This is a genomic window from Bacillus thuringiensis, from assembly GCF_022095615.2.
GTDB lineage: Bacteria > Bacillota > Bacilli > Bacillales > Bacillaceae_G > Bacillus_A > Bacillus_A cereus_AG.
Genome location: NZ_CP155559.1, coordinates 4,723,728 through 4,746,569, shown reverse-complemented (window position 1 = coordinate 4,746,569; position 22,842 = coordinate 4,723,728). Strand labels below are relative to the sequence as shown.

Genomic DNA, 22,842 nt, shown 5'->3' with positions numbered 1-22,842 from the left:
GATATTTTAAGAAGGCCAGCTGGTTCTATGACGGTGGCGTTAGTTTTGTCCATTTTATACGGAGTAATCCGAACTGAGAAATTAGAAGTAATGTTGGATATATGGGCATTATTGGCTATTTTTCTGTTAGTGGTGATCATTCATGAGTTAGGACATGTCATATTCGGCATAATAGGTGGTTTGACATTTAAATTTATGACAGTAGGGCCTATTACTGTTCAAAAAGAGAAGGGGAAAGTACGTATTCGAGAAAATAAATTATGGGCGTACTTCGGAGGCGTGGCAATGTTAATACCGCCTTCTATAGTAACACCGAACCTTTCGAAAAAATGGGCATGGATGACTTTAGGTGGACCAATTACAAGTTTACTATTTGGTATTACTTTTGGTTACATATACATGGTGAGTTATTATCAATATCTGTTATATTTTTCTGTTTTCCATTTTATAATTTTTGCGGTTACAATCGTACCGATAAAAGGAACGCTTATGAGCGATGGTATGCAATTTCTTATTTTAATTAAAGATGATGAAAAGGCGAAGCAGCATGTATATAATATTCAAGTATCAAGTGAGTTATTTAGTTATAAGAGGCCGGAAGATTGGGATAAGAGATTAATAGAACTTAGTGAGGAAAAATTAAAAGAGGATAAAAGTATAAGAGATATAATGAGCGGACTTATGCTCGTTTTTTATTCTAGAGCTGATCAAGAAGGAATGGAAAGAGCGATACCATATATAGAGCCAATTGTTCAATTACCTGTAACGAAGGAAAATAAATATTTCGTTAGTAGTTTTCATAGTTGGTATCTTTTATACAAAGCTCTTTATCAGATGGATAGTTTTTCTCTGCAAGAAGCGAAGGAACATGGGAAGGCCATTACAAAAATAGACTTACATGGGTATTATCGCACACAAGGAATTGTTAAATATTTAGAGGGCGACAGGGAAGCGTCCCGCACTTATATGAGAAAAGCGGATAAAGAATTAAAGAGTGCCGAGAAGAGTGAGATAGGATATTTACAATTAGAAAGAGAATGGTTGGAGCAGTTGAAGGTGAGGGTATCTTACGATGGGTGAGGTATCCTCTTTTTTATATGTCATCTTATGCCGTTCCATAAATAGCCTGGTGCGAGTAAAATGAGATAAGAAGAGCAAAGCTTGGAGGAAGTAAATATGGAAATTTTATCGATTATTTTGATAGTCTTGCTCATTTATGTTGTTTTTAAAGTGGCATATGTAGCATTAAAGATACTCGCGATACTATTAATTATCTTTTTAATCGTAGAGTTCGGCAGTAAGTTGCTTGGGGGATAGGGTATGTTGTGCGTTTTGAGTGTCGAAGCGTCGATATAATGAAAAAATCGCTGATATAAGTGGAGAAATGAACGATATATTTGAAAACTCGTTGATATATTTAAGTGAATACGAAGTGGGGTATGTGGAAAAGAAGTTACCGTGGGGTAGCTTCTTTTTATTGTGGTGACGGGATCTGCAAAACAACATAAAAAAAGCTGGAAGAATATCTTCCAGCTTACGAGTTACTTTCAATTTGGCGACCGTTTTCTTCTTCATTGTCTTGTAATAGGTTGAATACGTCTGCTAGGCAGAATGCAATGAACCAAGTCCATAGACCGTGGAAGAAAGCTGAGCTTAATTGAAGTGGTAATGTATAGTTAGTCATTGAGTAGGAAATACATCCACCAACGATTCCGATCATTGTTAATAACATTGTTTTTTGCGCATTTTCTTCTGGATTGAAGAGGAAGTAAATGTATCCACCTAAAATTGAAGCGCTTACAAGTGTTTCGATTCCATTAAAAATAATATTCTCTCCAAGCTGAGTGTTTGTCCAGAAGCAGATTGTTCCGCCGATAATAGCAAACAGGACAGCTATTGTATATCTTATATATTGATTCATATGTTCATCTCCTTATGTAATAAGATGATTTGGAAGTCAAAAAGGTAGGTATAGTATATTGAAGTGAATTTTAGTTGTACGTATCTTTTTTATAAAAAGATCATTGAAGAGTGATCGGTTGTTTAAACCGTTACGTGTATGGTGTTTGAAATATACCCGACTGCTCGTTTCTTTTTGCTTGTAAAATAAGAGAAACTTCCAAGTCTATATACTCTTTTTTTGTGAGTCTGCTTTCATTATAACACATTTAGTGTCACAATAATAGAATTATCTGATTTTGTAATAAGTGTAAAAAATAAAAAACGCAAGGAAATACCATTAACGGTGCAGTTTAGCGGAAGAAGGATTTTAATGTATTATGATGAAATATGTAATCAGGGTGAGATATAAGAAGGGGACTTAAATACTATAAAAAATGTTTTGTAGCATGAATGTAAGGGAGGAGAGCTAACTTGGAGATCACAACAGAAAGATTAATAATTAGACCTTTTAAAAGTACGGATTTACAGGATGTATTTGCTATTTACAATAGTGATGATACATGTAAGTTCCTATTACATAATAAGTGGACTCATGAAGACATGCAGAAAAGATTTGATAAGAAGCTAGCAAACAATGTACTTACTAAAGAATCAATATTAAGTTTGGCAGTTATTTACAAGACTAAAGTAGTTGGTGATTTATCCGTATGGTACACAAATATGAAAGATACTGTTGAGATTGGTTATAGTTTTTCAAATGAAGTAGCTGGGAGAGGTTTGGCAACAGAAGCAGTAAATAGTTTGGTATTTAAATTATTTAATGAATGTAATGTACATCGTATACAAGCTAATCTTGATGCACGTAATACAGCTTCAAAAAAATTGTGTGAACGAATAGGCATGAGAAAGGAAGCACATTTCATACAAGATTTTTGGAATAAAAATGAATGGACAGATAGTATTGTATATGGAATGCTATCCTCTGATTTGTAGTAATAAACTTTGTGATTTTATTATGCTAAAGGGTGCGTTAGTTGAATAACAAAGGGCATAACATATTATATATGACTAATATGTTATGCCCTTTAATGTATTAACCTTTTTTATATGCGTTTGAAACGGCCGACAATTTCAACTGTTTCAGTAATGTTCATAAATGCTTTGTTATCCACTTGACGGATAATACGTTTCATTTCGCCTAACTCATAGCGAGTCACGACGGTGTAAATCATTTTTTTCTTATGGTTTGTATAGCCGCCGACAGCATCTACCATTGTCACTCCGCGTATGCCGTGATGTAATAGTGCGCTTTTTATTTCCTCGCCTTTTTCTGTAACTGTCATTATCGTTAATTTAATATGTTTCGTATGCACGGCATCAATTACTTTACTGACTACAAACCGGCTAATTAACGTATAAAGCGTAATATCCCATCCGAAAATAAATCCTGCTGCAACAAGTAAGATTAAGTTGAATCCAAAGATGATTGCTCCAATCGAAATATCTCGATGTTTTGCTACAATCAATCCAACAACATCAAAGCCACCTGTTGAAGAAGCAAATCGGAATATGATTCCGGAAGCTGCTCCGCAGATTACACCACCGAATACAGAAGATAGTAAAATATCGTCTGAAACTTGGTGTACAGGGATAATGTTCATCGCTAACGATGATATAGCTACAAAATACGCTGTTAAAAAGGTTGTCTTCTTACCTAAGTAAAAGTGACTTAAAATAAGAAGAGGAATGTTTAGTAAAAAGATAAGTGCACCGATATTGTAATGCATTAAATAACCGATAATCATCCCTACACCAGCGAATCCACCGCTAATCATGTTATGCGGGATAAAGAACATATTCATAGAAATTGCATACAAAATAGAAGCTACGAAAATAACAACCAACTGTATGATGAATTCTAAGTGAAATGTTTTAGCTGCTGGGAAGGATAAAAAGGCGGTGTCGGGAACGTAATCGGCGTCTCCTAGTTGACCCATAGTATGTTTCATCTCCATATTCATTTTTGATTACAAGAAGAGAATAAAGGTTTTTTCAAAAACTGGCAATAGTTTTATTATAATGCAAAAATTTTATAAATTTCTAACAAATTAAACCTATTCAAAGATACGTGTGAATATACTAAAGAAAGCGAATACATCGGTTTTCTAGCATAGTTTTATTGAGAAAATATGCAAAATACTTTTTTGACGATAAAAGGAAATAGAGAATGTTTGCCTAATGTGCTAAAATGACCTTATTAAGGATGTGAAGCGATGGAATTTTTATTGCAGGATGCAATTCTATATATATCGTTTGTAACGACAGCGCTTTGTTTATTAGAAGTTTTCTTCCTTGCTAACGTTTCTCGCTTTGTACGTCAGCAAGCATCGAGCGGTAGACAGAGAGCCTTCAAACTAGTTGATACATGTGAAGATAGTGCAGGGAATGTAACGCTATTTTCAATTTTTTATAAATATGGAATGATTCGTTCTGTACGCAGACAAGAATCAAGTGAAGAGAATGACGAGGTCGGTCCATATACACCAATGTTTCGCTAAATAATTACGAAACATTGGAGGAATGAACATGTTAAAATCATACCGAGCTGCGCTCATTAGTTTATCAGTATTACTTGTTTTTGTTTTATCTGGCTGCAGTAATGCAGGCACAATAGATTCACATAGTACGGGGATTTGGAACCATTATTTTGTATATCCAATCTCGTATATGATTCAATTTGTTGCTCATCATATACCGGGAGCTAGCTTCGGGATTGCTATCATTATTATGACGCTCGTTATTCGTTCAGCAATGATTCCATTAGCTGTTTCGCAATATCGTAGCCAAGCAAAAATGAAAAAAATGCAACCTGAATTGCAGAAGCTAAAGAAAAAATACGGTGATGTAAGTAAAGATCTTGAAAAACAAAAGCAGTATCAAAAAGAAATGTCAGAACTAATGAAATCAGGCGGTTGGAATCCACTTGCGGGTTGCTGGCCAATCTTTATACAAATGCCGATTTTCTCTGCATTGTATTATGCGATTAGCCGAACAGAAGAGATTCGCACATCTTCATTTTTATGGGTGAACTTAGGACATGCAGATCCTTATCATATATTACCGATTATCGCAGCGTTAACGACATTTATTCAGATGAAAGTTTTCCAATCTAATATTACACCTGGAGAACAAGTACAGATGCTGAAAATGCAGCAAATTATGATGCCAGCAATGATTCTATTTATGGGATTTGCAGCGCCATCAGGACTTGTGTTGTACTGGATAACGGGTAATTTATTTACAATGACACAAACAATTGTATTAAGAAGAATAATGGAACGTGAAGAATTACAATTACAAAAAGCTTAGAACAACGCCGCTCGGGATGAGCGGTGTTTTTTTGTTAAGTCGTTAAGGAAATGTTAAGAAACCAACATTACTATAGGCATTGTATACGAAAGTGTACATGCTTTAGAAATATGAAGGAGGAAATTTCCTATGAAGAAGAAAACAGTTGGGTATTTAGCGATTGCAGGTGCTTTATCATTCGGAATCATTGGGGGAGTCGGTATTCCGGCATTCGCGGCAACGAATACTCCAGCAGCTGAGCAGTCTACAAAAACGGCGAAAAAAGATTTAGATGACGCTACAAAACAAAAAGTAAAAACGATTATGGACGATACAAAGAAACAGTTAAGGGAGCTAGGTGTAAAGCTTCCAGAGAAAGAAAAGCGTAAAGATATGTTTGCGGGATTAGATGATCAAACGAAAGAAAAAGCGAAATCAATTTTAGAGCAAGAGAAATCGGGGAAATTAACACGTGAACAAGCGCAAGAGGAATTAACGAAGTTAGGCGTGAAAATGCCAGAGAAGGGTAAGCATGGAGATATGTTTGCTAATTTAGATGAAGCAACAAAAGAAAAAGCGAAGTCAATTTTAGAGCAAGAGAAATCGGGGAAATTAACACGTGAACAAGCAAAAGAAGAGTTAACAAAACTAGGCGTGAAGTTCCCGGAAAAGGGTAAGCATGGAGATATGTTTGCTAACTTAGATGAAGCAACAAAAGAAAAAGCGAAGTCGATTTTAGAGCAAGAGAAATCGGGGAAATTAACACGTGAACAAGCGCAGGAGGAATTAACAAAGTTAGGCGTGAAATTCCCGGAGAAAGGTAAGCGTAAAGATATGCTTGCTGACTTAGATGAAGCAACGAAAGAAAAAGTGAAATCAATTTTTGAACAAGAAAAATCAGGGAAATTAACTCATGAGCAAGCAAAAGAAGAATTAACAAAGCTAGGTGTGAAACTTCCAGAGAAAGAGAAGCATAAAGACATGTTTGCGGGATTAGATGAGGCAACGAAAGAAAAAGCAAAAGCGATTTTAGAGAATGAAAAGAAACAATTAGAGGCGTTGAATGTGGATCTTCCGCACCATAAAGTGAAACTTTAATCAGCGGTGCATTTCCACTGATTATTAGTTGAACCAATCGGGCTTTTACGGGCAGTTAATATTCCAACTTCATCCCTGTATTCGCTGGATTTTAAGGTGGAAATTTTACTGCCTGTTAATGCGGGGTAAATTTTTTATGAAAAAAGATGAGAAATAATTGAGTGAAGTCGTATCTTTCGTGTGGGCAACCGGAAGGTACGTGCGAGGACCGATTTCTGTTAGTAGAAATCGGTCCCTTTTAATGATTCAATAAAATTTTTTTCATTGTTAGTATGTATCCAAAGACGCAGTAGAAGATTGTAAAACCGATAAACACTTCTGTATATTGGTATTTACCTAATACGTAGAAGGAAGTAGCTGGTATAATAGCTACCGCTCTAAAATGCTATAAACAGGATACTTGTGTCTGTACATGATAGCGAATAGAACAGAAAGAAACGTAGCGATGATACAAAAAACAACAATCATTATTTGTGCACCTCCTATATAGATTATACCATTTTTAGGGAATTAGAGAAGTATCGTAACTTCTGTTATAATATAAGAAGAGAAATATTTCATATGTTATATAAAAAAATATATTGATTTTTTCTAACAATTCAATATAATGAACAATAACTACAAAATTCGACATCAAGAAGTGATGATGAGGACATGATCAATTTTTTACGATTCTCAGAGAGGGAAGCCTTTGGCTGTGAGCTTCCTAATACGGAAAAATGGATTACCACCTCTGAACTGCAGCAGTGAACGGATACCTAGTAATTGCTTGCCGGCAAAAACCGTTATTTAGACTTGAGAAATTGGTGAAGTGTGTTACTTTGCGAATTGAAACAAGGGTGGAACCACGAATACAACACTCGTCCCTTTTTTAGGGAGGAGTGTTTTTTTATTTCATTTTTGCATCACACTAGAATTGGAAGGAGGATACGCAGCATGCATCATGATGAGAAAAACAAAATTGGTTTAACAGTAGCACTTTCTATCGTAGTAGGAACGATTATTGGATCTGGTGTGTTTATGAAACCAGGGAGCGTATTAGATTACTCAGGAAGTTCTAATATGGCTATTCTTGCTTGGGTAATTGGTGGTCTGTTGACGCTAGCAAGTGGTTTAACAGTAGCTGAAATTGGAGCGCAAATCCCGAAAAATGGTGGGTTGTATACGTATTTAGAGGAGATTTACGGAAGTTTTTGGGGGTATTTATCAGGCTGGATGCAGACGATTGTTTATGGACCAGCTATTATCGGAACGTTAGGTTTGTATTTTAGTTCGTTAATGATTAATTTTTTCTATTTAGATAAAGTATGGAATTTACCAATTGCTATTGGAACAGTTGTGTTCCTTGGCGTTGTAAATAGTATGGGAACAAAATATGGAGGTATCGTCCAAACGGTTACGACAATTGGGAAGATGATTCCGATCGTATTAATTGTTGTGCTAGGTTTTTGGAAAGGGAATAGCGATATCTTTAATGTAGTTGTGCCGATATCAGAAAATCAAAGTATCGGTATGGCAATTTTAGCAACATTATTTGCTTATGACGGCTGGATTCTACTTGCTTCGATTGGCGGAGAAATGAAGAATCCAACAAAGTTATTACCGAAAGCGATGACAGTGGGGATTTTAATTGTAACGGCTGCTTACGTACTAATTAACTTGGCATTATTAAATGTGTTACCAGCAGCGAAAATCGTAGACCTTGGAGAAAATGCAACAGCGACAGCTGCGGGCATGTTACTTGGAGAATATGGCGGAAAAATTATTAGTATTGGTATTATCGTTTCTATTTTCGGTTGTTTAAATGGAAAAATTTTAACGTTCCCACGTATTCCGATGTCGATGGCAGAGCGTGGACACCTTCCATTTTCTAAGTTTATCGCAAAGGAAAGCCCAAGATTTAAAACACCAGCAAATGCGATTACTGTTGAAATCATTTTAGGAATTATTTTAATGATTATTAGTGATCCGAATAAGCTATCTGAGATTTCCGTATTCATTATTTATATTTTCTATGTAATGACGTTTATTGGTGTCTTCATCTTAAGAAAACGTAATAAGAATAAAGAGCGTGCATACAGTGTACCGTTATTCCCAATCGTACCAATCGTCGCGATTTTAGGATCATTGTTTGTACTTGGAAGTGCGATTATTAATGATCCAGTAAGTTGTTTCTTATCAATCGGAATTGTCTTTACTGGACTGCCGGTGTATTGGTATTTAAATAAGAAAAACAAAGCTAGTGTTTAATAATTAGAAGACAGGCGTATGATACGCCTGTTTTTTATTGTAAAAAAATTGTACTTGCTTCCACTTTCTATTTTGGTTACTATAGTCGTAGTAACCAAAATAGAAAGCGTGGGGAAAGACTTGAATTTTCGTGTGTATATTTTAGCTATCGCGGCTTTCGTAGTCGGAACGGTTGAGCTAATTATAGGAGGAACGCTCGATCTAGTTGCCAATGATTTAGGAGTATCTATTAGTGCAGCTGGTCAGCTTATCACAATATTTTCAGTAGTATTTGCTTTATCAGGTCCGGTTTTATTAGCGGTAACTGGAAAATTTGAAAGAAAAAGATTATACATTGGGGCATTATCAATTTTCTTAATCGGCAATATTATTTCAGCATTTAGTGTGAATTACGGGATGTTAATGTTCTCAAGGGTTGTTTGTGCAGCGAGTGGTTCGCTTATTATTGCACTGTCAGTAACACTTGCTTCTAGCGTTGTAGAACCGCATTTTCGTGCGCGTGCAATTGGAATCATTTTCATGGGGATTAGTGGATCGCTCGTACTTGGAGTACCACTTGGACTTGTACTTGGAAATGCATATGGATGGCGTGCACCATTTGTACTCATTTCGGTATTAACAGTTATAGCAATCGCTTGTATTTCATTATTTTTAACGAAAGTACCACCGACATCAGTACTATCGATAAGAGCACAAATTGCTACGTTAAAAGATAAGAAAATCGTAAGTGCACAGTTAACATCATTTTTATTTTTAACGGGTCATTTAACACTATATGCATATTTAACACCTTTCTTAAAAGATGTCATGCATGTTGAAGCGGATTGGATTAGTGTATTTTACTTTATTTTCGGAATTGCAGCGGTACTTGGAGGCGGCCTTGGGGGCTTGCTTGCTGATAAATGGGGATCAAAGAAAAGTATTATCTCAATTATTATTGTATTTGCGTGTGCGATCTTCATATTGCCAATGATGACATTCTCATTCCCGCTGTTCATTATTATGATGGGACTTTGGAGTATGCTGAGCTGGGCTATTTCACCAGCGCAACAAAATTATTTAATTGAAATTGCACCAGAATCAGCTGGTATTCAGCAAAGTTTAAATAACTCTGCCCTTCACTTAGGGATTGCGCTCGGTTCAACAGTAGGCGGAGTTGTTATTGAAAAATCATCTGTTATATATAATGCTTGGGTAGGCGGTGGCTTTATTATATTGGCGCTGCTTTGTGCAATTTTCTCGATTACGAGAGGACGTTCTGCTCAGTTTGCAAAAGAAGAATCTATCGTTTGATAGGTTCTTTTTTGTTTTGTGAAAAATTGCAGGAATTAGGAGAGAAATGGAGAAGGTGTATACAGCGAGGTGATGTATATGTATACGAATTTTTCGGTTATTGGTTTTCTAATTTCAATGATTCCGTTGTTCCTTATTATTCTTGCACTTAGATGGGTTCGTTTCATCTATCAAAATTCAGAGAAACAAGTGGAGCAAAATGAGAAAATTATTGAGCTGTTGATGGAGATAAAAGAAGAAAATAAAAAGGAGTCTAGGTGAAGAACTAGACTCCTTTTTATGATTCAATTAATACCTTAACTTCCTCAACAAACTCTTAATTTCCTCATCTTGCATGAAGAGATCCAGATGCTTTTCTGTAATTTTTGCAAGTGCAACGTCGTGATAGAAAAATTCTGTAAAGAACTTTACGAAAGGTTGTGACATTGTTTTCATCGCTTGCCATGACTCTTGCTCTACACCAGCAAATAAAATTTCGCGATCGTCAACGATGAGTAGCAAGTAGCGCTCTAATGCGTTAGGTTCTTCTGTTGGGATTAGAAAATGCATGTTTTCTAAGTCTGTTTCTACTTTTCCAACTATAAGAGACTCGAGTTTGACGCCTTGCTTTTCTTTTTGTTCTAGTAAAGGAAGGTATTCTAAAAGAGTATCATTCCAAGCTGAAATACGAATCGATTCTTTTGCACTTTCGATGAGCCCTTTACTTTGAACTCGAATAGAAGATTGCATTTTTAAGCTCCACACACGGTCATCTGTAAATGATTTTTTCGATATATTTGTTTCCAATTCTTTAATATTTGATTGGAATTCTGTCGTTAATTTTTCAATTGCTAGCTTGAGTGGTAATGCTGTATACAGCTTTTTCTTTTCTGAAACAGAATCCATTACCATCCCTTTATCGATCAGGCGTGCTAGCACTTCATATATTTTTGCTTTTGGAACACCAGAATGCTTCACAATCGTTGTAGCATCTAGTGGTTCGTTGCTTGATACGACAACTTCATAAGCTTGGCTTTCATATTGTGAGAAACCGAATTTTTGTAACATAGTTCCCTCCGAACGAATGAGATTATATAGTTTAAGGATAATGAACTATTTGTTTTTGCACAAGTGGTAGTAGGTTTTCTACTCAGATTGAGATGAGAATTAATTTCAATTTTTTAATTTTATCCATTATACTTAATATAGTGATTAATACGATTACAATACAACGAGAAGGGGATGCTTGGGGGAAGATGTTAAGAAGTTTACGTTTAAAAATTGCGGTAGTATTTTCGGTACTTATTTCTATGATGTTCGTAATATTAGGTACAGCTATGTATCAATTACAGAAAGAGAAGGAAGTGCGCTCCTTAGACCAGTATTCTCAAAATACGATGGATCTTGTGACAGAGCAACTTACGACATTTGTTCAAAGAACGGATGAAGATATGGGATATTATGCGAACAGTGAGATGGTTCGTAATATACTTCAAGACGGAGTTACTCCAGAAGAAGAAGCTTTTTTGACGAAAGAGTTTTCGGAGTACAAAAAGAATCATCCTGGCATTTTAGACTTATATATTGGTACGAAAGATAAAAAAACATTAAGTGCCAATCTTGCTGAAGGTGGACAAGTGCCAGAAGGATATGACCCAACGACAAGAACATGGTATAAAGACTCAGAAGCTGATGTGAAAAAGGTTCACTGGGGACAACCTATGTATGAAATTGCAACAGGTAAGTTAAGCGTGGGAGTTTCTAAAGCAATTACAGCTCAAGATGGATCTGTATTAGGTGTTGTAGCGATGGATGTATCACTCGGAACAATTCAGAAATTACTTCATAATATTCAATACAATAACGGCGGAGAAATGTTTATTATAAATGATAAAAATATGGCTCTTGTTTACCCAGAGAAAATCGGGAAAGATGTTTCGAAAGAACCACTTGTGAAGAGTTTAAATAAAGATGTAACAAAATATGCTGTCACTACATTAAAAGGTGAAGATGTAGTTGCATATAGTCAGTCATTTGATTTGATGAAATGGAAAATAGGAATTTTTTATCCGAAAGAAACGATTGATGGGCTATTAAATAGTACGAGAAATACAGTCATTATAATGGCTTGTATTAGCTTATTAGTTGGAATTGCAGCTTCATACTTGTTCTCAAGAAGATTAGCAAGACCATTGCAGCTATTAACGAATCATGTTCAAAAAGTAGCAGAAGGTGATTTAACGTTGCAAATGAAAGTGACAAGTAAGGATGAAGTTGGAGAACTGACAAATCATTTTAATCATATGGTTGAGCAAATGAATGAAATGGTAAGTAAGATTAAAAATAGTGTATCAACAGTGCAGCAATCAACGAATAATCTACATTATTTAACGAATGAAACTGTAGCAGCTAGTAGAGAAGTATCAGGTGCAATGGATGATGTGAGCGGAGGAGCGTCTACTCTTGCTAATAGTGTAGATGAAGTTTCTGAACAGCTCGAGAATATGGCGCAGTCAGTGGAACAAATGAATCACTCTGTTGGTGAAATAAAAGGTGTGGCTGGCAAAGCTGAAGAGGCATCTAAGCAAGGGTTAAATACGATGCGTAATTTAGTTCGTACGAGGGGCCAATCATCTTCGATTGTTGTTCATACAGAGGAAGCATCCGGAAAGTTAGAGCAAAGAGTTGGATCGATTCAAAATGTTGTAGAGCTTATAAAAGGTATTTCGGATCAAACGAATTTACTCGCTTTAAATGCTTCAATCGAGGCGGCACGTGCAGGTGAACAAGGTAAAGGCTTTGCTGTTGTTGCGGAAGAAGTCCGGAAATTAGCGGAACAATCAAAAGAGGCAACAGTAGAAATTGCAATGATGATCGGTGATGTCCAAGTAGAGGTAAGACGAGTGGTAGATGTTGTAAGTAAATTGAAAGACATTGCGGATATACAAAATAAAGTGACGACAGAGGCAGAAACGGAATTCCGTACAATTATGTCAGTTGTAAATACGATTAGTACTTCAGTGGAACAAATTGTAGAAGAGGTATATAACATTGGTCATGAGCAAGGAGAAATTACAACGGTAATGCATACAATTGCCGGTACGAGTCAAGAAAGTGCAGCTGTTTCGGAAGAGGTAAATGCTGCAACTGAATCTCAAGTGAATCATCTAGAAAAGGTAGCTCATACGATGGAAAGCTTGACGGAGCACATGAGAGACTTAGAAAGATTAGTTGAGCAATTTAAAATAGAGGAATAACAAATTAGTAAAATGATGCGTATTTCGGTAAAATAGACAATGGATATATAAGAAGCAAGTATAGGAGGAAGACTACTATGGCAATTGTTGACGTATCGATTATTCCAGTAGGAACAGGTAATCCAAGTGTGAGTGAATATGTAGCAGAAGTACAAAAGGTGCTAGAGAAAAATGCAGATCGCGTGAAGTATCAATTAACACCAATGAATACAATTATTGAAGGAGATCTTCCTGTCATTCTAGAAGTTGTTCAACAAATGCATGAAGTTCCATATACGAAAGGTGCACAGCGTGTTGCGACAACAATTCGTATCGACGATCGTCGTGATAAAGTAAGCACAATGGAGAAGAAATTAAACTCTGTTCGATCAAAATTATAAGAAAAAGCAGCGATCTTCGCTGCTTTTTTCATATAGGAGGTAGATAAGATGAGTGAAAAGTTTAACGAACAATTTGATGGGTTGTTAGAGAAATACACGGAACTATTACTTGGAGAGAGCAATGAAGAGAGAAAAGAACAGGTGCAGAAGTGGGCACTGTATTCTTACATAGCTAAGACGATGCCGGCTTTAGTGAAGCATTGGAATGAGACTTACCCTGATGCGAAAGAAGAGATGGTACAGTTAATTACAGATATTAAAAGGCTGAATGAAGAGAAGAGAAATGAGCAATAAAAAAACTTGAGGTAAATATAATCTCAAGTTTTCTGTATTAATATCCTTATATAATTTACATGGAATATAAAGGGTTTTATAAGCATGTCGAATATTTTCGACATGCTTATTTTGTGCCTAGTAAATTCGTTTTTTTTAAATGTCGAAAAATATTTCCTGCATATTTATAAGCGGAAATATAGGGTTTTAAATGTTTTTATAGTATTTTATAAATTATCTAAATAATTATTTGTATCCAATAATTTTAAACAATGATATAATTTTGAAGAGGGGTAAAAAACAGATAAATCAAGTCATAGGGGTGAATTACATGGAACAATTAATGCGAAATTCGTTTCTTTTCTTATCTAAAAATAAAGCGCTAACAAAACTGGCTAAAAAGTACGGTTTACGCTTTGGTGCAGGTCGCTTTGTCGCAGGGGAAACGATTGAATTGGCGACAGCTGCAATTAAAGCATTAAATAAGCAAGGTCTTTGTGTAACGATCGATTATTTAGGTGAATTCGTTGATAACGAAGCGGAAGCAAATGAAATGGCTAGCGAATCGATTGAAGCGATTCGTGCAATTGGAAGAGAAGGTCTTAATTCGCAGCTTTCTTTAAAGATGACTTCTATGGGATTAGATATCTCTGATGAAATCGTAATGAACAACATGCGCCGTATTTTAGAAGCTGGAAAAGAAAATGGTGTGTTTATTACAATTGATATGGAAGACTATACGCGCTGCGGGAAAACAATTGAGATCTTTAAACAATTAAAATCTGAATACGATAATATTGGTACAGTTATTCAAGCTTACTTATATCGTACAGAAAAAGATATGGAAGAATTAAATGCTTATAGTCCGAATTTACGTCTTGTAAAAGGAGCTTATAAAGAACCTGAAGAAGTAGCGTTCCCGGATAAGAAAGATGTAGATGATAACTATAAAAAAATTATAAAAATGCACTTATTAAATGGAAATTATACTGCAATTGCTTCACATGACGAAGCGATTATTGAATATACGAAAAAACTTGCCGAAGAACACAACATTCCAAGAGACCAATTTGAATTCCAGATGTTATATGGTATTCGTAATGAGCGTCAACTTGAGCTAGTAAAAGAAGGTTACAAAATGCGTGTTTACGTACCTTATGGAAACGACTGGTATGGCTACTTCATGCGTCGTCTAGCAGAGCGTCCAGCAAACGTTGCGTTCGTATTAAAAGGTATGGTTAAAAAATAACCAAGGAGAAAATACTCCTTGGTTATTTTAATTGTTGAAATGCGTAATGTGCCATTTTTTTCGTATCAGGATATAGCTGCGTGCGAGTAGAAGATAATACAACATTAATGACGCGTTTACCGTTTTTTTCATCCACTGTTACGACCGTATATTTTCCGAGTGCTGATAGACCGCTTTTACTTCCAATTGCATATGGATCGTCATATAGTTCTTCTCGTCCATAGTTTGCGATGTTTGGAGAGCGTTCTGAAGTATGTAGAGTTGTACGCGTTGAATTCATATATTCTAAAACAACTGGGTACTTTAATGCTTCTTTCGTAATCATAGCAATGTCATATGGTGACACTTTATTTCCGAGTGCATCAGCACCACTTGCGTTTTTGAAAGTCGCATGCTTTGTACCAAGTTCCTTCGCTCTAGCATTCATCATTTTTACAAATTCATTTTTTGATCCTGCGATATGTTCCGCGATGGATTCGGCTATTGGGTCTGCACTAATGATAAGCATCAGTTTTAATGCCTCATCACGCTTTAACTTTTCCCCAGCACGAAGTTTAATTTTCTTACTTTGACTTTCTGTTTTAATTGCGTTCTCTGTAATTGTAATTTCTTCATCTTCTTTTACATTCTCTAGTAAAAGAAGGGTTGTCATCATTTTGGCTATACTAGCCGGATAAGAGCGCTCATCTTCTCGTTTTCCATACAAAATTTCACCTGTGTCCGCATCGATTGTAATGCCGTATTGTCCAGTGATGCTAGGTTGATCGGCTCTTACAGTTTGCTGTCTTTGTGCGTAAGAGAAGAAAATCATCCCTGTAAATAGTGTAGCAATCATTACAATCATAACTATTGTTCGTTTCATCATCGTTCCCTCTTTTGTTTTCCATATGTACAAATAAATTGGGCAGAAAAAGCAGCCATTACCCATTATGCCACGTTTTCTGCCCAAAAATATACCGTTATTTTTCGCCCATATTATGCTTCTTGTATTGTTGGTTATTACCTTGACGGCCCTTTTCCACGCCGTGATTATGCGGACCTGCATTTCCAGTTACACTCGCTGCGCTAATTCCAGCTTTTGAAGGGTTTTTCTTAAGTTTTGCCATATATATTCCTCCAGTTTCGTCAGATTATAAAAAGGAAAAGTGTATTTGAGTAAAGAAAATACATACATATAGCATGGGCAAATAAAAGAAAAATATTTATTTCAGAAAATTTTATCAATAAATATATTGCGAAAATTCAAACTGTATCATATATTTATTAGTAGAGGCTCACTCATTGATTGCGACTTATGTCGAAAAATTGAATGAGCATTCATTCAAGAATAGGGGGAGAATTGGATGTTCCAAATTAAAAAGGCTGCTGTTCTAGGGTCAGGCGTAATGGGTTCAGGGATTGCGGCACACTTAGCTAATATTGGTATTCCGACATTATTGCTTGATATTGTACCACCTGCGCTAACAAAAGAAGAGGAAGCGAAGGGACTTACATTAGAACATAAAAGTGTGAGAAATCGTTTTAGTAATACGGCTGTGCAAAAACTATTAAAGCAAAAACCAGCTCCTCTGACAGTGAAAGGAAATCTAGCACTGATTGAAGCAGGTAACTTAGAAGATGATCTTGAGCGTCTAGCTGATGTTGATTGGATTATTGAAGTAGTAGTTGAAAACTTAGATATTAAAAAGAAACTATTTGAAAAAGTAGATGCTGTTCGTAAACCGGGTTCTATTGTAAGCTCGAATACGTCAGGCATTTCAGTAGAAAAAATGGCAGAAGGTCGTTCAGACGACTTCCAGAAACACTTCTTAGGCACACACTTTTTTAACCCACCACGATATTTAAAACTTCTAGAGGTAATACCGACGAAAGAAACAGATCCACAAGTATTAAGCTTCATGAAACTATTTGGCGAAGACGTTCTTGGAAAAGGCGTTGTTATCGCAAAAGATACACCAAACTTTATTGGAAACCGCATCGGTACGTACGGTTTACTTGTTACTCTTCAAGAGATGATAAAACGCGGCTATAGCATTGGGGAAGTTGATTCTGTAACAGGCCCACTTATTGGTCGTCCGAAGAGCGCAACGTTCCGCACATTAGATGTTGTCGGTTTAGATACATTCGTACACGTTGCAAATAACGTATATGAAAATGTGCAAGAAGAAGAGCGTGATGTATTTAAAGTACCAGCTTTCATGCATGACATGCTTGAGAAAAAATGGCTTGGAAGTAAAACAGGTCAAGGCTTCTTCTTAAAACAAGGAAAAGAAATTTTAGAATTAAATCCTGAAACGATGGAATACGAAGCGCGTAAAAAATTAAAAGCTGCATCCGTAGAGTTAAGTAAACAAGAAAAAGGATTAGCGAATAAATTGAAAGCGCTTGTATACGCGAAAGACCGTGCAGGAGAGTTGTTATGGAACATCATTACACCGACTCTTTTATACTCTGCAAAACTTCATAAAGAAATTGCTGACGATATCGTTGCGATTGACCAAGCGATGAAGTGGGGCTTTGGCTGGGAGCAAGGGCCGTTTGAAGTTTGGGATGCAATCGGCGTTGAAAAGTCTGTTCAAAAGATGGAAGAAAACGGCGTAGTTGTTCCGACTTGGGTGAAAGAAATGGTAGAGAAAGGTTTCACTACTTTCTATAAACATGATAACGGCGATAGCTACTATTACGATAATGGCGAATATAAGCTAATCGAACGTAATAAAAAAGCCATTTCTCTTAAACAATTAAAAGCGAAAAATGGCGTATTAAAGAAAAATAGCGGAGCGAGCTTAATTGATTTAGGTGACGGCATCCTTTGCTTAGAATTCCATTCGAAGAGTAATGCAATCGGTATGGATATTACGCAAATGATTAACTACGCTGTTGATGAAGTAGAAAAGAATTATAAAGGTCTTGTTATCGGTAATCAATCGAAGAACTTCTGCGTTGGTGCGAACCTAGCAATGATCTTAATGGAAGCGCAAGACGACAACTACTTTGAAATTGAGTGGGTTGTGAAAAACTTCCAAGATGCAATGACGAAAATTAAGTACTCTTCTAAGCCAGTTGTAGCAGCACCATATGGTATGACGCTTGGCGGAGGTACAGAAGTTTGCTTACCAGCAGCGAGCATTCAAGCTTCTAGCGAAACGTATATGGGCTTAGTAGAAGTTGGTGTTGGCTTAATCCCTGGCGGAGGCGGTAATAAAGAGCTATACATTAAACACTTAAATAAAATGCCAAAAGGTGTAGAGTTTGACCTGCAAAAAGTTGCGAATAAAGTATTCGAATCTGTAGCGATGGCGAAAGTTTCTACATCAGCACAAGAAGCTGTCTCGAACAACTTCTTAGGCGATAAAGACGGTATTAGTGTGAATGGTGATCACTTACTATATGATGCGAAACAAAAAGCACTTGCTTTATATGAAGCTGGCTATAAAGCACCAATCCGTAAAAAGATACCAGTTGTTGGTGAAACAGGATATGCAACTCTTGTACTTGGTGCAGAAGCAATGCATTTATCAGGTTACATTTCTGAGCATGATCTTCACATTGCGAAGAAACTTGCATATGTCATTGCGGGCGGAAAAGTGCCGTACGGAACAGAAGTTGATGAGCAGTACTTATTAGATGTAGAACGTGAAGCATTTATTAGCTTAGTAAGTGAAATGAAATCACAAGCAAGAATGCAGCACATGCTTGTAAAAGGAAAGCCATTACGTAACTAATAACGAGGGGAGATATCGTTCATGAGAGAAGCTGTCATTGTTGCGGGAGCAAGAACACCAATTGGAAAAGCAAAGAGGGGTTCATTAAAAACAGTTCGTCCTGACGATCTAGGGGCGTTAGTAGTAAAGGAAACGTTAAAGCGTGCGAATTATGAAGGACCAATCGACGATTTAATTTTCGGTTGTGCGATGCCAGAAGCAGAGCAAGGGTTAAATATGGCTCGTAATATCGGCGGACTAGCAGGACTTTCTTATGATGTTCCAGCTATTACAATTAACCGTTACTGTTCTTCAGGGTTACAAAGTATCGCTTACGGAGCAGAGCGCATTATGCTTGGTCACTCGGAAGCTGTATTATCAGGCGGAGCGGAATCAATGAGTTTAGTTCCGATGATGGGACACGTTGTTCGTCCAAATAGTCGCCTTGTAGAAGCAGCTCCAGAATATTATATGGGTATGGGACATACAGCAGAGCAAGTTGCTGTGAAATATGGAATTTCTCGTGAAGAACAAGATGCATTTGCAGTAAGAAGTCATCAACGTGCTGCGAAAGCATTAGCTGCAGGGAACTTTGCTGATGAAACAGTATCTGTAGATGTAACGTTACGTACTGTTGGATCAAACAATAAACTGCAAGAAGAAACAATCATTTTTGCACAAGATGAAGGTGTAAGAGCAGAAACGTCGCTAGACATTTTAGGTAAATTACGTCCAGCATTTAACGTTCGCGGTTCTGTAACAGCTGGTAACTCTTCACAAATGAGTGACGGTGCAGCATCTGTATTATTAATGGATCGTGAAAAAGCAGTGAGTGATGGCATGAAACCACTTGCGAAATTCCGTTCATTTGCAGTAGCTGGCGTACCACCAGAAGTAATGGGAATCGGCCCAATCGCTGCAATTCCAAAGGCGTTAAAATTAGCTGGTTTAGAGCTATCTGATATCGGCCTATTCGAACTAAATGAAGCATTTGCTTCTCAATCGATCCAAGTTATTCGTGAACTTGGTTTAGATGAAGAAAAAGTAAACGTAAACGGTGGTGCAATTGCACTTGGACATCCACTTGGCTGTACAGGAGCAAAACTAACACTATCCCTTATTCATGAAATGAAACGCCGCAATGAGCAATTCGGTATCGTAACAATGTGTATCGGCGGCGGAATGGGAGCAGCAGGAGTGTTTGAATTACTTTAAAAAGTGCAGGTGGCTCGTTCAGAACAGGAAGGGGTGAAACGACCGACTGTTCTAGCCACCGAACATTCTAGCCGCTGGAACTGGATTATATAAAAAAGTGTAAGCGGCTCGCTCAGAACGAGACGACGCTAATACAAAGAATGGAAGCAACAAAGGTTTATAAAAAATAAACGGGAGAGCCAGCTTCTTTCAAAATGAGAGAAGCGGCTTATGAAAATATGAAGGAGGAAATTTTCATGGAAAAAACAGTAGGAAATGCGGTTAAAGGTGGTAGCTTTTTAGTAGATGAGATTACGATTGATCAAGTGTTTACGCCAGAAGATTTTTCATCTGAGCATAAAATGATTGCAAAAACGACAGAGGACTTTATCGTAAATGAAGTTCTTCCAGAGCTTGAATATTTAGAGCAACATGAGTTTGATCGTTCTGTTCGTCTTTTAAAAGAAGCTGGGGAACTTGGTTTATTAGGCGCTGACGTACCAGAAGAGTATGGCGGAATTGGTCTTGATAAAGTAAGTTCAGCGTTAATCGCAGAGAAATTCTCGCGCGCTGGTGGCTTTGCAATTACTCACGGTGCTCACGTAGGTATCGGGTCATTACCAATCGTATTATTCGGTAACGAAGAGCAAAAGAAAAAGTATTTACCATTACTTGCAACTGGTGAAAAATTAGCTGCATACGCATTAACAGAGCCAGGTTCAGGATCTGATGCATTAGGTGCAAAAACAACTGCACGTTTAAATGCAGAAGGTACACATTACGTATTAAATGGTGAAAAACAATGGATTACAAACTCTGCATTCGCTGACGTATTTATCGTATACGCAAAAATTGATGGAGAGCACTTCTCAGCATTTATCGTAGAGAAAGAATATGCTGGCGTATCTACAAGCCCAGAAGAAAAGAAAATGGGTATTAAATGTTCTTCAACTCGTACGTTAATTTTGGAAGATGCATTAGTACCGAAAGAAAACTTACTTGGTGAAATCGGTAAAGGTCATATTATCGCGTTCAACATTTTAAATATCGGTCGTTATAAATTAGGTGTTGGTACAGTTGGATCTGCGAAACGTGCAGTAGAAATTTCAGCACAATATGCAAACCAACGTCAACAGTTCAAACAACCAATCGCTCGCTTCCCATTAATTCAAGAGAAACTTGCGAATATGGCAGCGAAAACATATGCAGCTGAAAGCTCTGTATACCGTACAGTAGGTTTATTCGAAAGCCGCATGAGCACATTATCAGAAGAGGAAGTAAAGGACGGTAAAGCAGTAGCAGCGTCTATCGCTGAATATGCAATCGAGTGTTCTTTAAATAAAGTATTCGGTTCTGAAGTACTAGATTATACAGTTGATGAAGGTGTTCAAATTCACGGTGGTTACGGATTTATGGCAGAGTATGAGATTGAAAGAATGTACCGCGATTCTCGTATTAACCGTATTTTCGAAGGAACGAACGAAATTAACCGCCTAATCGTACCAGGTACGTTCTTACGTAAAGCGATGAAAGGTGAATTACCACTTCTTCAAAAAGCACAAAAATTACAAGAAGAGTTAATGATGATGATGCCAGAAGAAGTAGGCGATGAGCCATTAGCACTTCAAAAGTATTTAGTAAGTAACGCTAAGAAAATCGGTTTAATGGTAGCTGGATTAGCTGCTCAAAAATATGGTAAAGCATTAGATAAAGAGCAAGAAATTCTTGTGAATATTGCTGACATCGTAAGCAACCTATACGCAATGGAGTCAGCTGTTCTTCGTACAGAAAAGGCAATTAAAACAACTGGTCTTGAAAAGAATAAACAAAAAGTGTTATACACTGAAGTATTCTGCCAAGAAGCATTCAACGAAATCGAAGCAGATGCGAAAGAAACACTTATCGCAGTTGAAAACGGCGACATGCTGCGCATGATGTTATCATCATTACGCAAATTAACTCGCCACACACCACTTAACGTAATTCCGAAGAAACGTGAAATCGCTGCGAAAATTTTAGAAGATGAGCGTTACACAGTTTAATAGCTGTAAAGAACAGTAGTCGTATAAACGGCTACTGTTCTTTTTTTTTTTTTTTTTTCAAAAATGAAATTTTTAGTGACATAAAACTAATACCATTAGTATAATGAAACTAATAGTATTAGTTTTTTCGGAAAGGGAGCTGGAAATATGAGAGTGATACATGAAAAAACGGTATATCAATTGTCATTTTTGCCAAGAGTGTTTCCTGTGAATTGTTACTTTGTCGAGGAAGAAGATGGTTTAACTTTAATTGATGCGGCTTTGCCATATAGCGCAAAAGGAATTTTACAGGCGTCTGAGAAAATAGGGAAACCAATTACTAAGATTGTATTAACACATGCGCATGATGATCATATCGGTGCATTAGACGCATTAAAGGAAGTACTTCCTAATGTTCCAGTCTATATTTCTAAGAGGGACGCAAAACTGTTAGAAGGAGATACGACGTTACAAGAGGATGAGCCGAATATACCGATAAAAGGCGGTGTACCTAAAAAAGTAAAAACGGTACCTGATGTTTTATTAGAAGATGGCGACCGAGTTGGATCGCTGCTTGCGATTATGACACCGGGACATACGCCAGGATCCATGTCATTCCTTGATGTAAGAAATAAAGCTCTTATTGTTGGGGATGCATTCCAAACAAGAGGAGGTATGGCTGTTTCGGGACAAATGAAATTTTGGTTTCCATTTCCTGCGATGGCAACGTGGAGTAAAGAAATAGCATTACAAAGTGCAGAGAAGCTAAGAGAATATGAGCCGTCCTTGCTTGCGGCAGGGCATGGAAAAATGATAAATGATCCAGGTGCTATCATAGAGCTTGTTATTAAGGAAGCTAAGCGGAATATAGAAAGTAGAAAAGAGGGTTAATTT

General features: G+C 36.9%; 22 protein-coding genes, 1 pseudogene and 1 other annotated feature. Of the genes and pseudogenes, 17 read left to right on the top strand and 6 right to left on the bottom strand.

Annotated elements, in window-relative coordinates; genetic code table 11:
• Window positions 1-27 precede the first annotated feature (27 nt).
• Both KZZ19_RS24725 and KZZ19_RS24720 read left to right on the top strand, forming a co-directional pair.
• Window positions 28-1,080 carry a site-2 protease family protein gene (locus KZZ19_RS24725; protein WP_237981333.1) on the top strand — a complete coding sequence of 351 codons (1,053 nt, stop codon included), beginning with the start codon at window positions 28-30 and terminating at the stop codon, window positions 1,078-1,080.
• A gap of 96 nt (window positions 1,081-1,176) precedes the next feature.
• Window positions 1,177-1,317 carry a DUF3985 family protein gene (locus KZZ19_RS24720; RefSeq protein WP_000404758.1) on the top strand — a complete coding sequence of 47 codons (141 nt, stop codon included), beginning with the start codon at window positions 1,177-1,179 and terminating at the stop codon, window positions 1,315-1,317.
• 217 nt (window positions 1,318-1,534) lie between these two features.
• Here KZZ19_RS24720 and KZZ19_RS24715 read toward each other — a convergent pair whose 3' ends face one another.
• Entirely contained in the window at window positions 1,535-1,921 is a 387-nt protein-coding gene (locus KZZ19_RS24715) for a DUF3938 domain-containing protein (RefSeq protein ID WP_001077775.1), read from the bottom strand.
• Between the two features lie 452 nt (window positions 1,922-2,373).
• Here KZZ19_RS24715 and KZZ19_RS24710 point away from each other — a divergent pair, with 452 nt between their 5' ends.
• The gene (locus KZZ19_RS24710; RefSeq protein ID WP_088098296.1) at window positions 2,374-2,895 is read left to right on the top strand and encodes a GNAT family N-acetyltransferase; all 522 of its coding nucleotides are present in this window, start codon (window positions 2,374-2,376) and stop codon (window positions 2,893-2,895) included.
• Between the two features lie 110 nt (window positions 2,896-3,005).
• Here KZZ19_RS24710 and KZZ19_RS24705 read toward each other — a convergent pair whose 3' ends face one another.
• Complete coding sequence (locus tag KZZ19_RS24705; RefSeq protein WP_000530033.1) at window positions 3,006-3,899, bottom strand: YitT family protein; 894 nt, start codon at window positions 3,897-3,899, stop codon at window positions 3,006-3,008.
• Window positions 3,900-4,175: 276 nt separating this feature from the next.
• Here KZZ19_RS24705 and KZZ19_RS24700 point away from each other — a divergent pair, with 276 nt between their 5' ends.
• The 3 genes from KZZ19_RS24700 (at window position 4,176) to KZZ19_RS24690 (ending at window position 6,348) form a co-directional block, all read left to right on the top strand.
• A complete protein-coding gene (locus KZZ19_RS24700) occupies window positions 4,176-4,460 on the top strand; it encodes a hypothetical protein (protein WP_087982921.1) in 285 nt (94 codons plus the stop codon).
• Window positions 4,461-4,488: 28 nt separating this feature from the next.
• The gene (locus KZZ19_RS24695) at window positions 4,489-5,271 is read left to right on the top strand and encodes a membrane protein insertase YidC (RefSeq protein ID WP_088098295.1); all 783 of its coding nucleotides are present in this window, start codon (window positions 4,489-4,491) and stop codon (window positions 5,269-5,271) included.
• 129 nt (window positions 5,272-5,400) lie between these two features.
• The gene (locus tag KZZ19_RS24690; RefSeq protein WP_348638015.1) at window positions 5,401-6,348 is read left to right on the top strand and encodes a hypothetical protein; all 948 of its coding nucleotides are present in this window, start codon (window positions 5,401-5,403) and stop codon (window positions 6,346-6,348) included.
• A 238-nt stretch (window positions 6,349-6,586) separates the two neighbouring features.
• Here the strand turns inward: KZZ19_RS24690 and KZZ19_RS24685 are convergent.
• Window positions 6,587-6,816, bottom strand: a pseudogene (locus tag KZZ19_RS24685) (hypothetical protein).
• A gap of 166 nt (window positions 6,817-6,982) precedes the next feature.
• Window positions 6,983-7,219, top strand: a binding site (T-box leader).
• A 65-nt stretch (window positions 7,220-7,284) separates the two neighbouring features.
• On the opposite strand from KZZ19_RS24685, the gene KZZ19_RS24680 reads away from it, so the two are divergent.
• The 3 genes from KZZ19_RS24680 to KZZ19_RS24670 all read left to right on the top strand — a co-directional run bounded on the left by KZZ19_RS24680 (window position 7,285) and on the right by KZZ19_RS24670 (window position 10,152).
• Window positions 7,285-8,598 (top strand): APC family permease, encoded by a 1,314-nt coding sequence (locus KZZ19_RS24680; protein ID WP_088098292.1) that lies wholly within the window; start codon window positions 7,285-7,287, stop codon window positions 8,596-8,598.
• 108 nt (window positions 8,599-8,706) lie between these two features.
• Window positions 8,707-9,891 carry an MFS transporter gene (locus KZZ19_RS24675; protein WP_226545840.1) on the top strand — a complete coding sequence of 395 codons (1,185 nt, stop codon included), beginning with the start codon at window positions 8,707-8,709 and terminating at the stop codon, window positions 9,889-9,891.
• Between the two features lie 78 nt (window positions 9,892-9,969).
• Window positions 9,970-10,152 carry a hypothetical protein gene (locus KZZ19_RS24670; protein WP_237982862.1) on the top strand — a complete coding sequence of 61 codons (183 nt, stop codon included), beginning with the start codon at window positions 9,970-9,972 and terminating at the stop codon, window positions 10,150-10,152.
• A 27-nt stretch (window positions 10,153-10,179) separates the two neighbouring features.
• On the opposite strand, the gene KZZ19_RS24665 is transcribed toward KZZ19_RS24670, so the two are convergent.
• Window positions 10,180-10,938: a TrmB family transcriptional regulator gene (locus KZZ19_RS24665; protein WP_088098290.1), complete on the bottom strand. Its 759-nt coding sequence runs from the start codon at window positions 10,936-10,938 to the stop codon at window positions 10,180-10,182.
• A gap of 188 nt (window positions 10,939-11,126) precedes the next feature.
• Between KZZ19_RS24665 and KZZ19_RS24660 the strand changes: the two genes are divergently transcribed.
• The 4 genes from KZZ19_RS24660 to KZZ19_RS24645 all read left to right on the top strand — a co-directional run bounded on the left by KZZ19_RS24660 (window position 11,127) and on the right by KZZ19_RS24645 (window position 15,029).
• Entirely contained in the window at window positions 11,127-13,127 is a 2,001-nt protein-coding gene (locus tag KZZ19_RS24660) for a methyl-accepting chemotaxis protein (protein ID WP_348638014.1), read from the top strand.
• Window positions 13,128-13,204: 77 nt separating this feature from the next.
• Entirely contained in the window at window positions 13,205-13,507 is a 303-nt protein-coding gene (locus KZZ19_RS24655; RefSeq protein ID WP_237982894.1) for an MTH1187 family thiamine-binding protein, read from the top strand.
• A gap of 48 nt (window positions 13,508-13,555) precedes the next feature.
• Window positions 13,556-13,801, top strand: a complete 246-nt coding sequence (locus KZZ19_RS24650) for a YusU family protein (RefSeq protein ID WP_001290594.1) — start codon at window positions 13,556-13,558, stop codon at window positions 13,799-13,801.
• A gap of 310 nt (window positions 13,802-14,111) precedes the next feature.
• Window positions 14,112-15,029 (top strand): proline dehydrogenase family protein, encoded by a 918-nt coding sequence (locus tag KZZ19_RS24645; RefSeq protein ID WP_000436767.1) that lies wholly within the window; start codon window positions 14,112-14,114, stop codon window positions 15,027-15,029.
• A 22-nt stretch (window positions 15,030-15,051) separates the two neighbouring features.
• On the opposite strand, the gene KZZ19_RS24640 is transcribed toward KZZ19_RS24645, so the two are convergent.
• Both KZZ19_RS24640 and KZZ19_RS24635 read right to left on the bottom strand, forming a co-directional pair.
• Window positions 15,052-15,891: a D-alanyl-D-alanine carboxypeptidase family protein gene (locus KZZ19_RS24640; protein ID WP_088098287.1), complete on the bottom strand. Its 840-nt coding sequence runs from the start codon at window positions 15,889-15,891 to the stop codon at window positions 15,052-15,054.
• Between the two features lie 97 nt (window positions 15,892-15,988).
• Window positions 15,989-16,135: a YuzL family protein gene (locus KZZ19_RS24635; RefSeq protein WP_001096344.1), complete on the bottom strand. Its 147-nt coding sequence runs from the start codon at window positions 16,133-16,135 to the stop codon at window positions 15,989-15,991.
• Between the two features lie 237 nt (window positions 16,136-16,372).
• On the opposite strand from KZZ19_RS24635, the gene KZZ19_RS24630 reads away from it, so the two are divergent.
• From KZZ19_RS24630 to KZZ19_RS24615, 4 genes are all read left to right on the top strand, one after another.
• Window positions 16,373-18,754: a 3-hydroxyacyl-CoA dehydrogenase/enoyl-CoA hydratase family protein gene (locus tag KZZ19_RS24630; protein ID WP_237982054.1), complete on the top strand. Its 2,382-nt coding sequence runs from the start codon at window positions 16,373-16,375 to the stop codon at window positions 18,752-18,754.
• Between the two features lie 21 nt (window positions 18,755-18,775).
• Entirely contained in the window at window positions 18,776-19,948 is a 1,173-nt protein-coding gene (locus KZZ19_RS24625) for an acetyl-CoA C-acetyltransferase (RefSeq protein ID WP_001206339.1), read from the top strand.
• Between the two features lie 218 nt (window positions 19,949-20,166).
• Window positions 20,167-21,969, top strand: coding sequence for an acyl-CoA dehydrogenase family protein (locus tag KZZ19_RS24620; protein WP_116777410.1), 1,803 nt, complete (start codon window positions 20,167-20,169; stop codon window positions 21,967-21,969).
• 147 nt (window positions 21,970-22,116) lie between these two features.
• Window positions 22,117-22,839: an MBL fold metallo-hydrolase gene (locus KZZ19_RS24615; RefSeq protein ID WP_237982055.1), complete on the top strand. Its 723-nt coding sequence runs from the start codon at window positions 22,117-22,119 to the stop codon at window positions 22,837-22,839.
• Window positions 22,840-22,842: the final 3 nt, after the last annotated feature.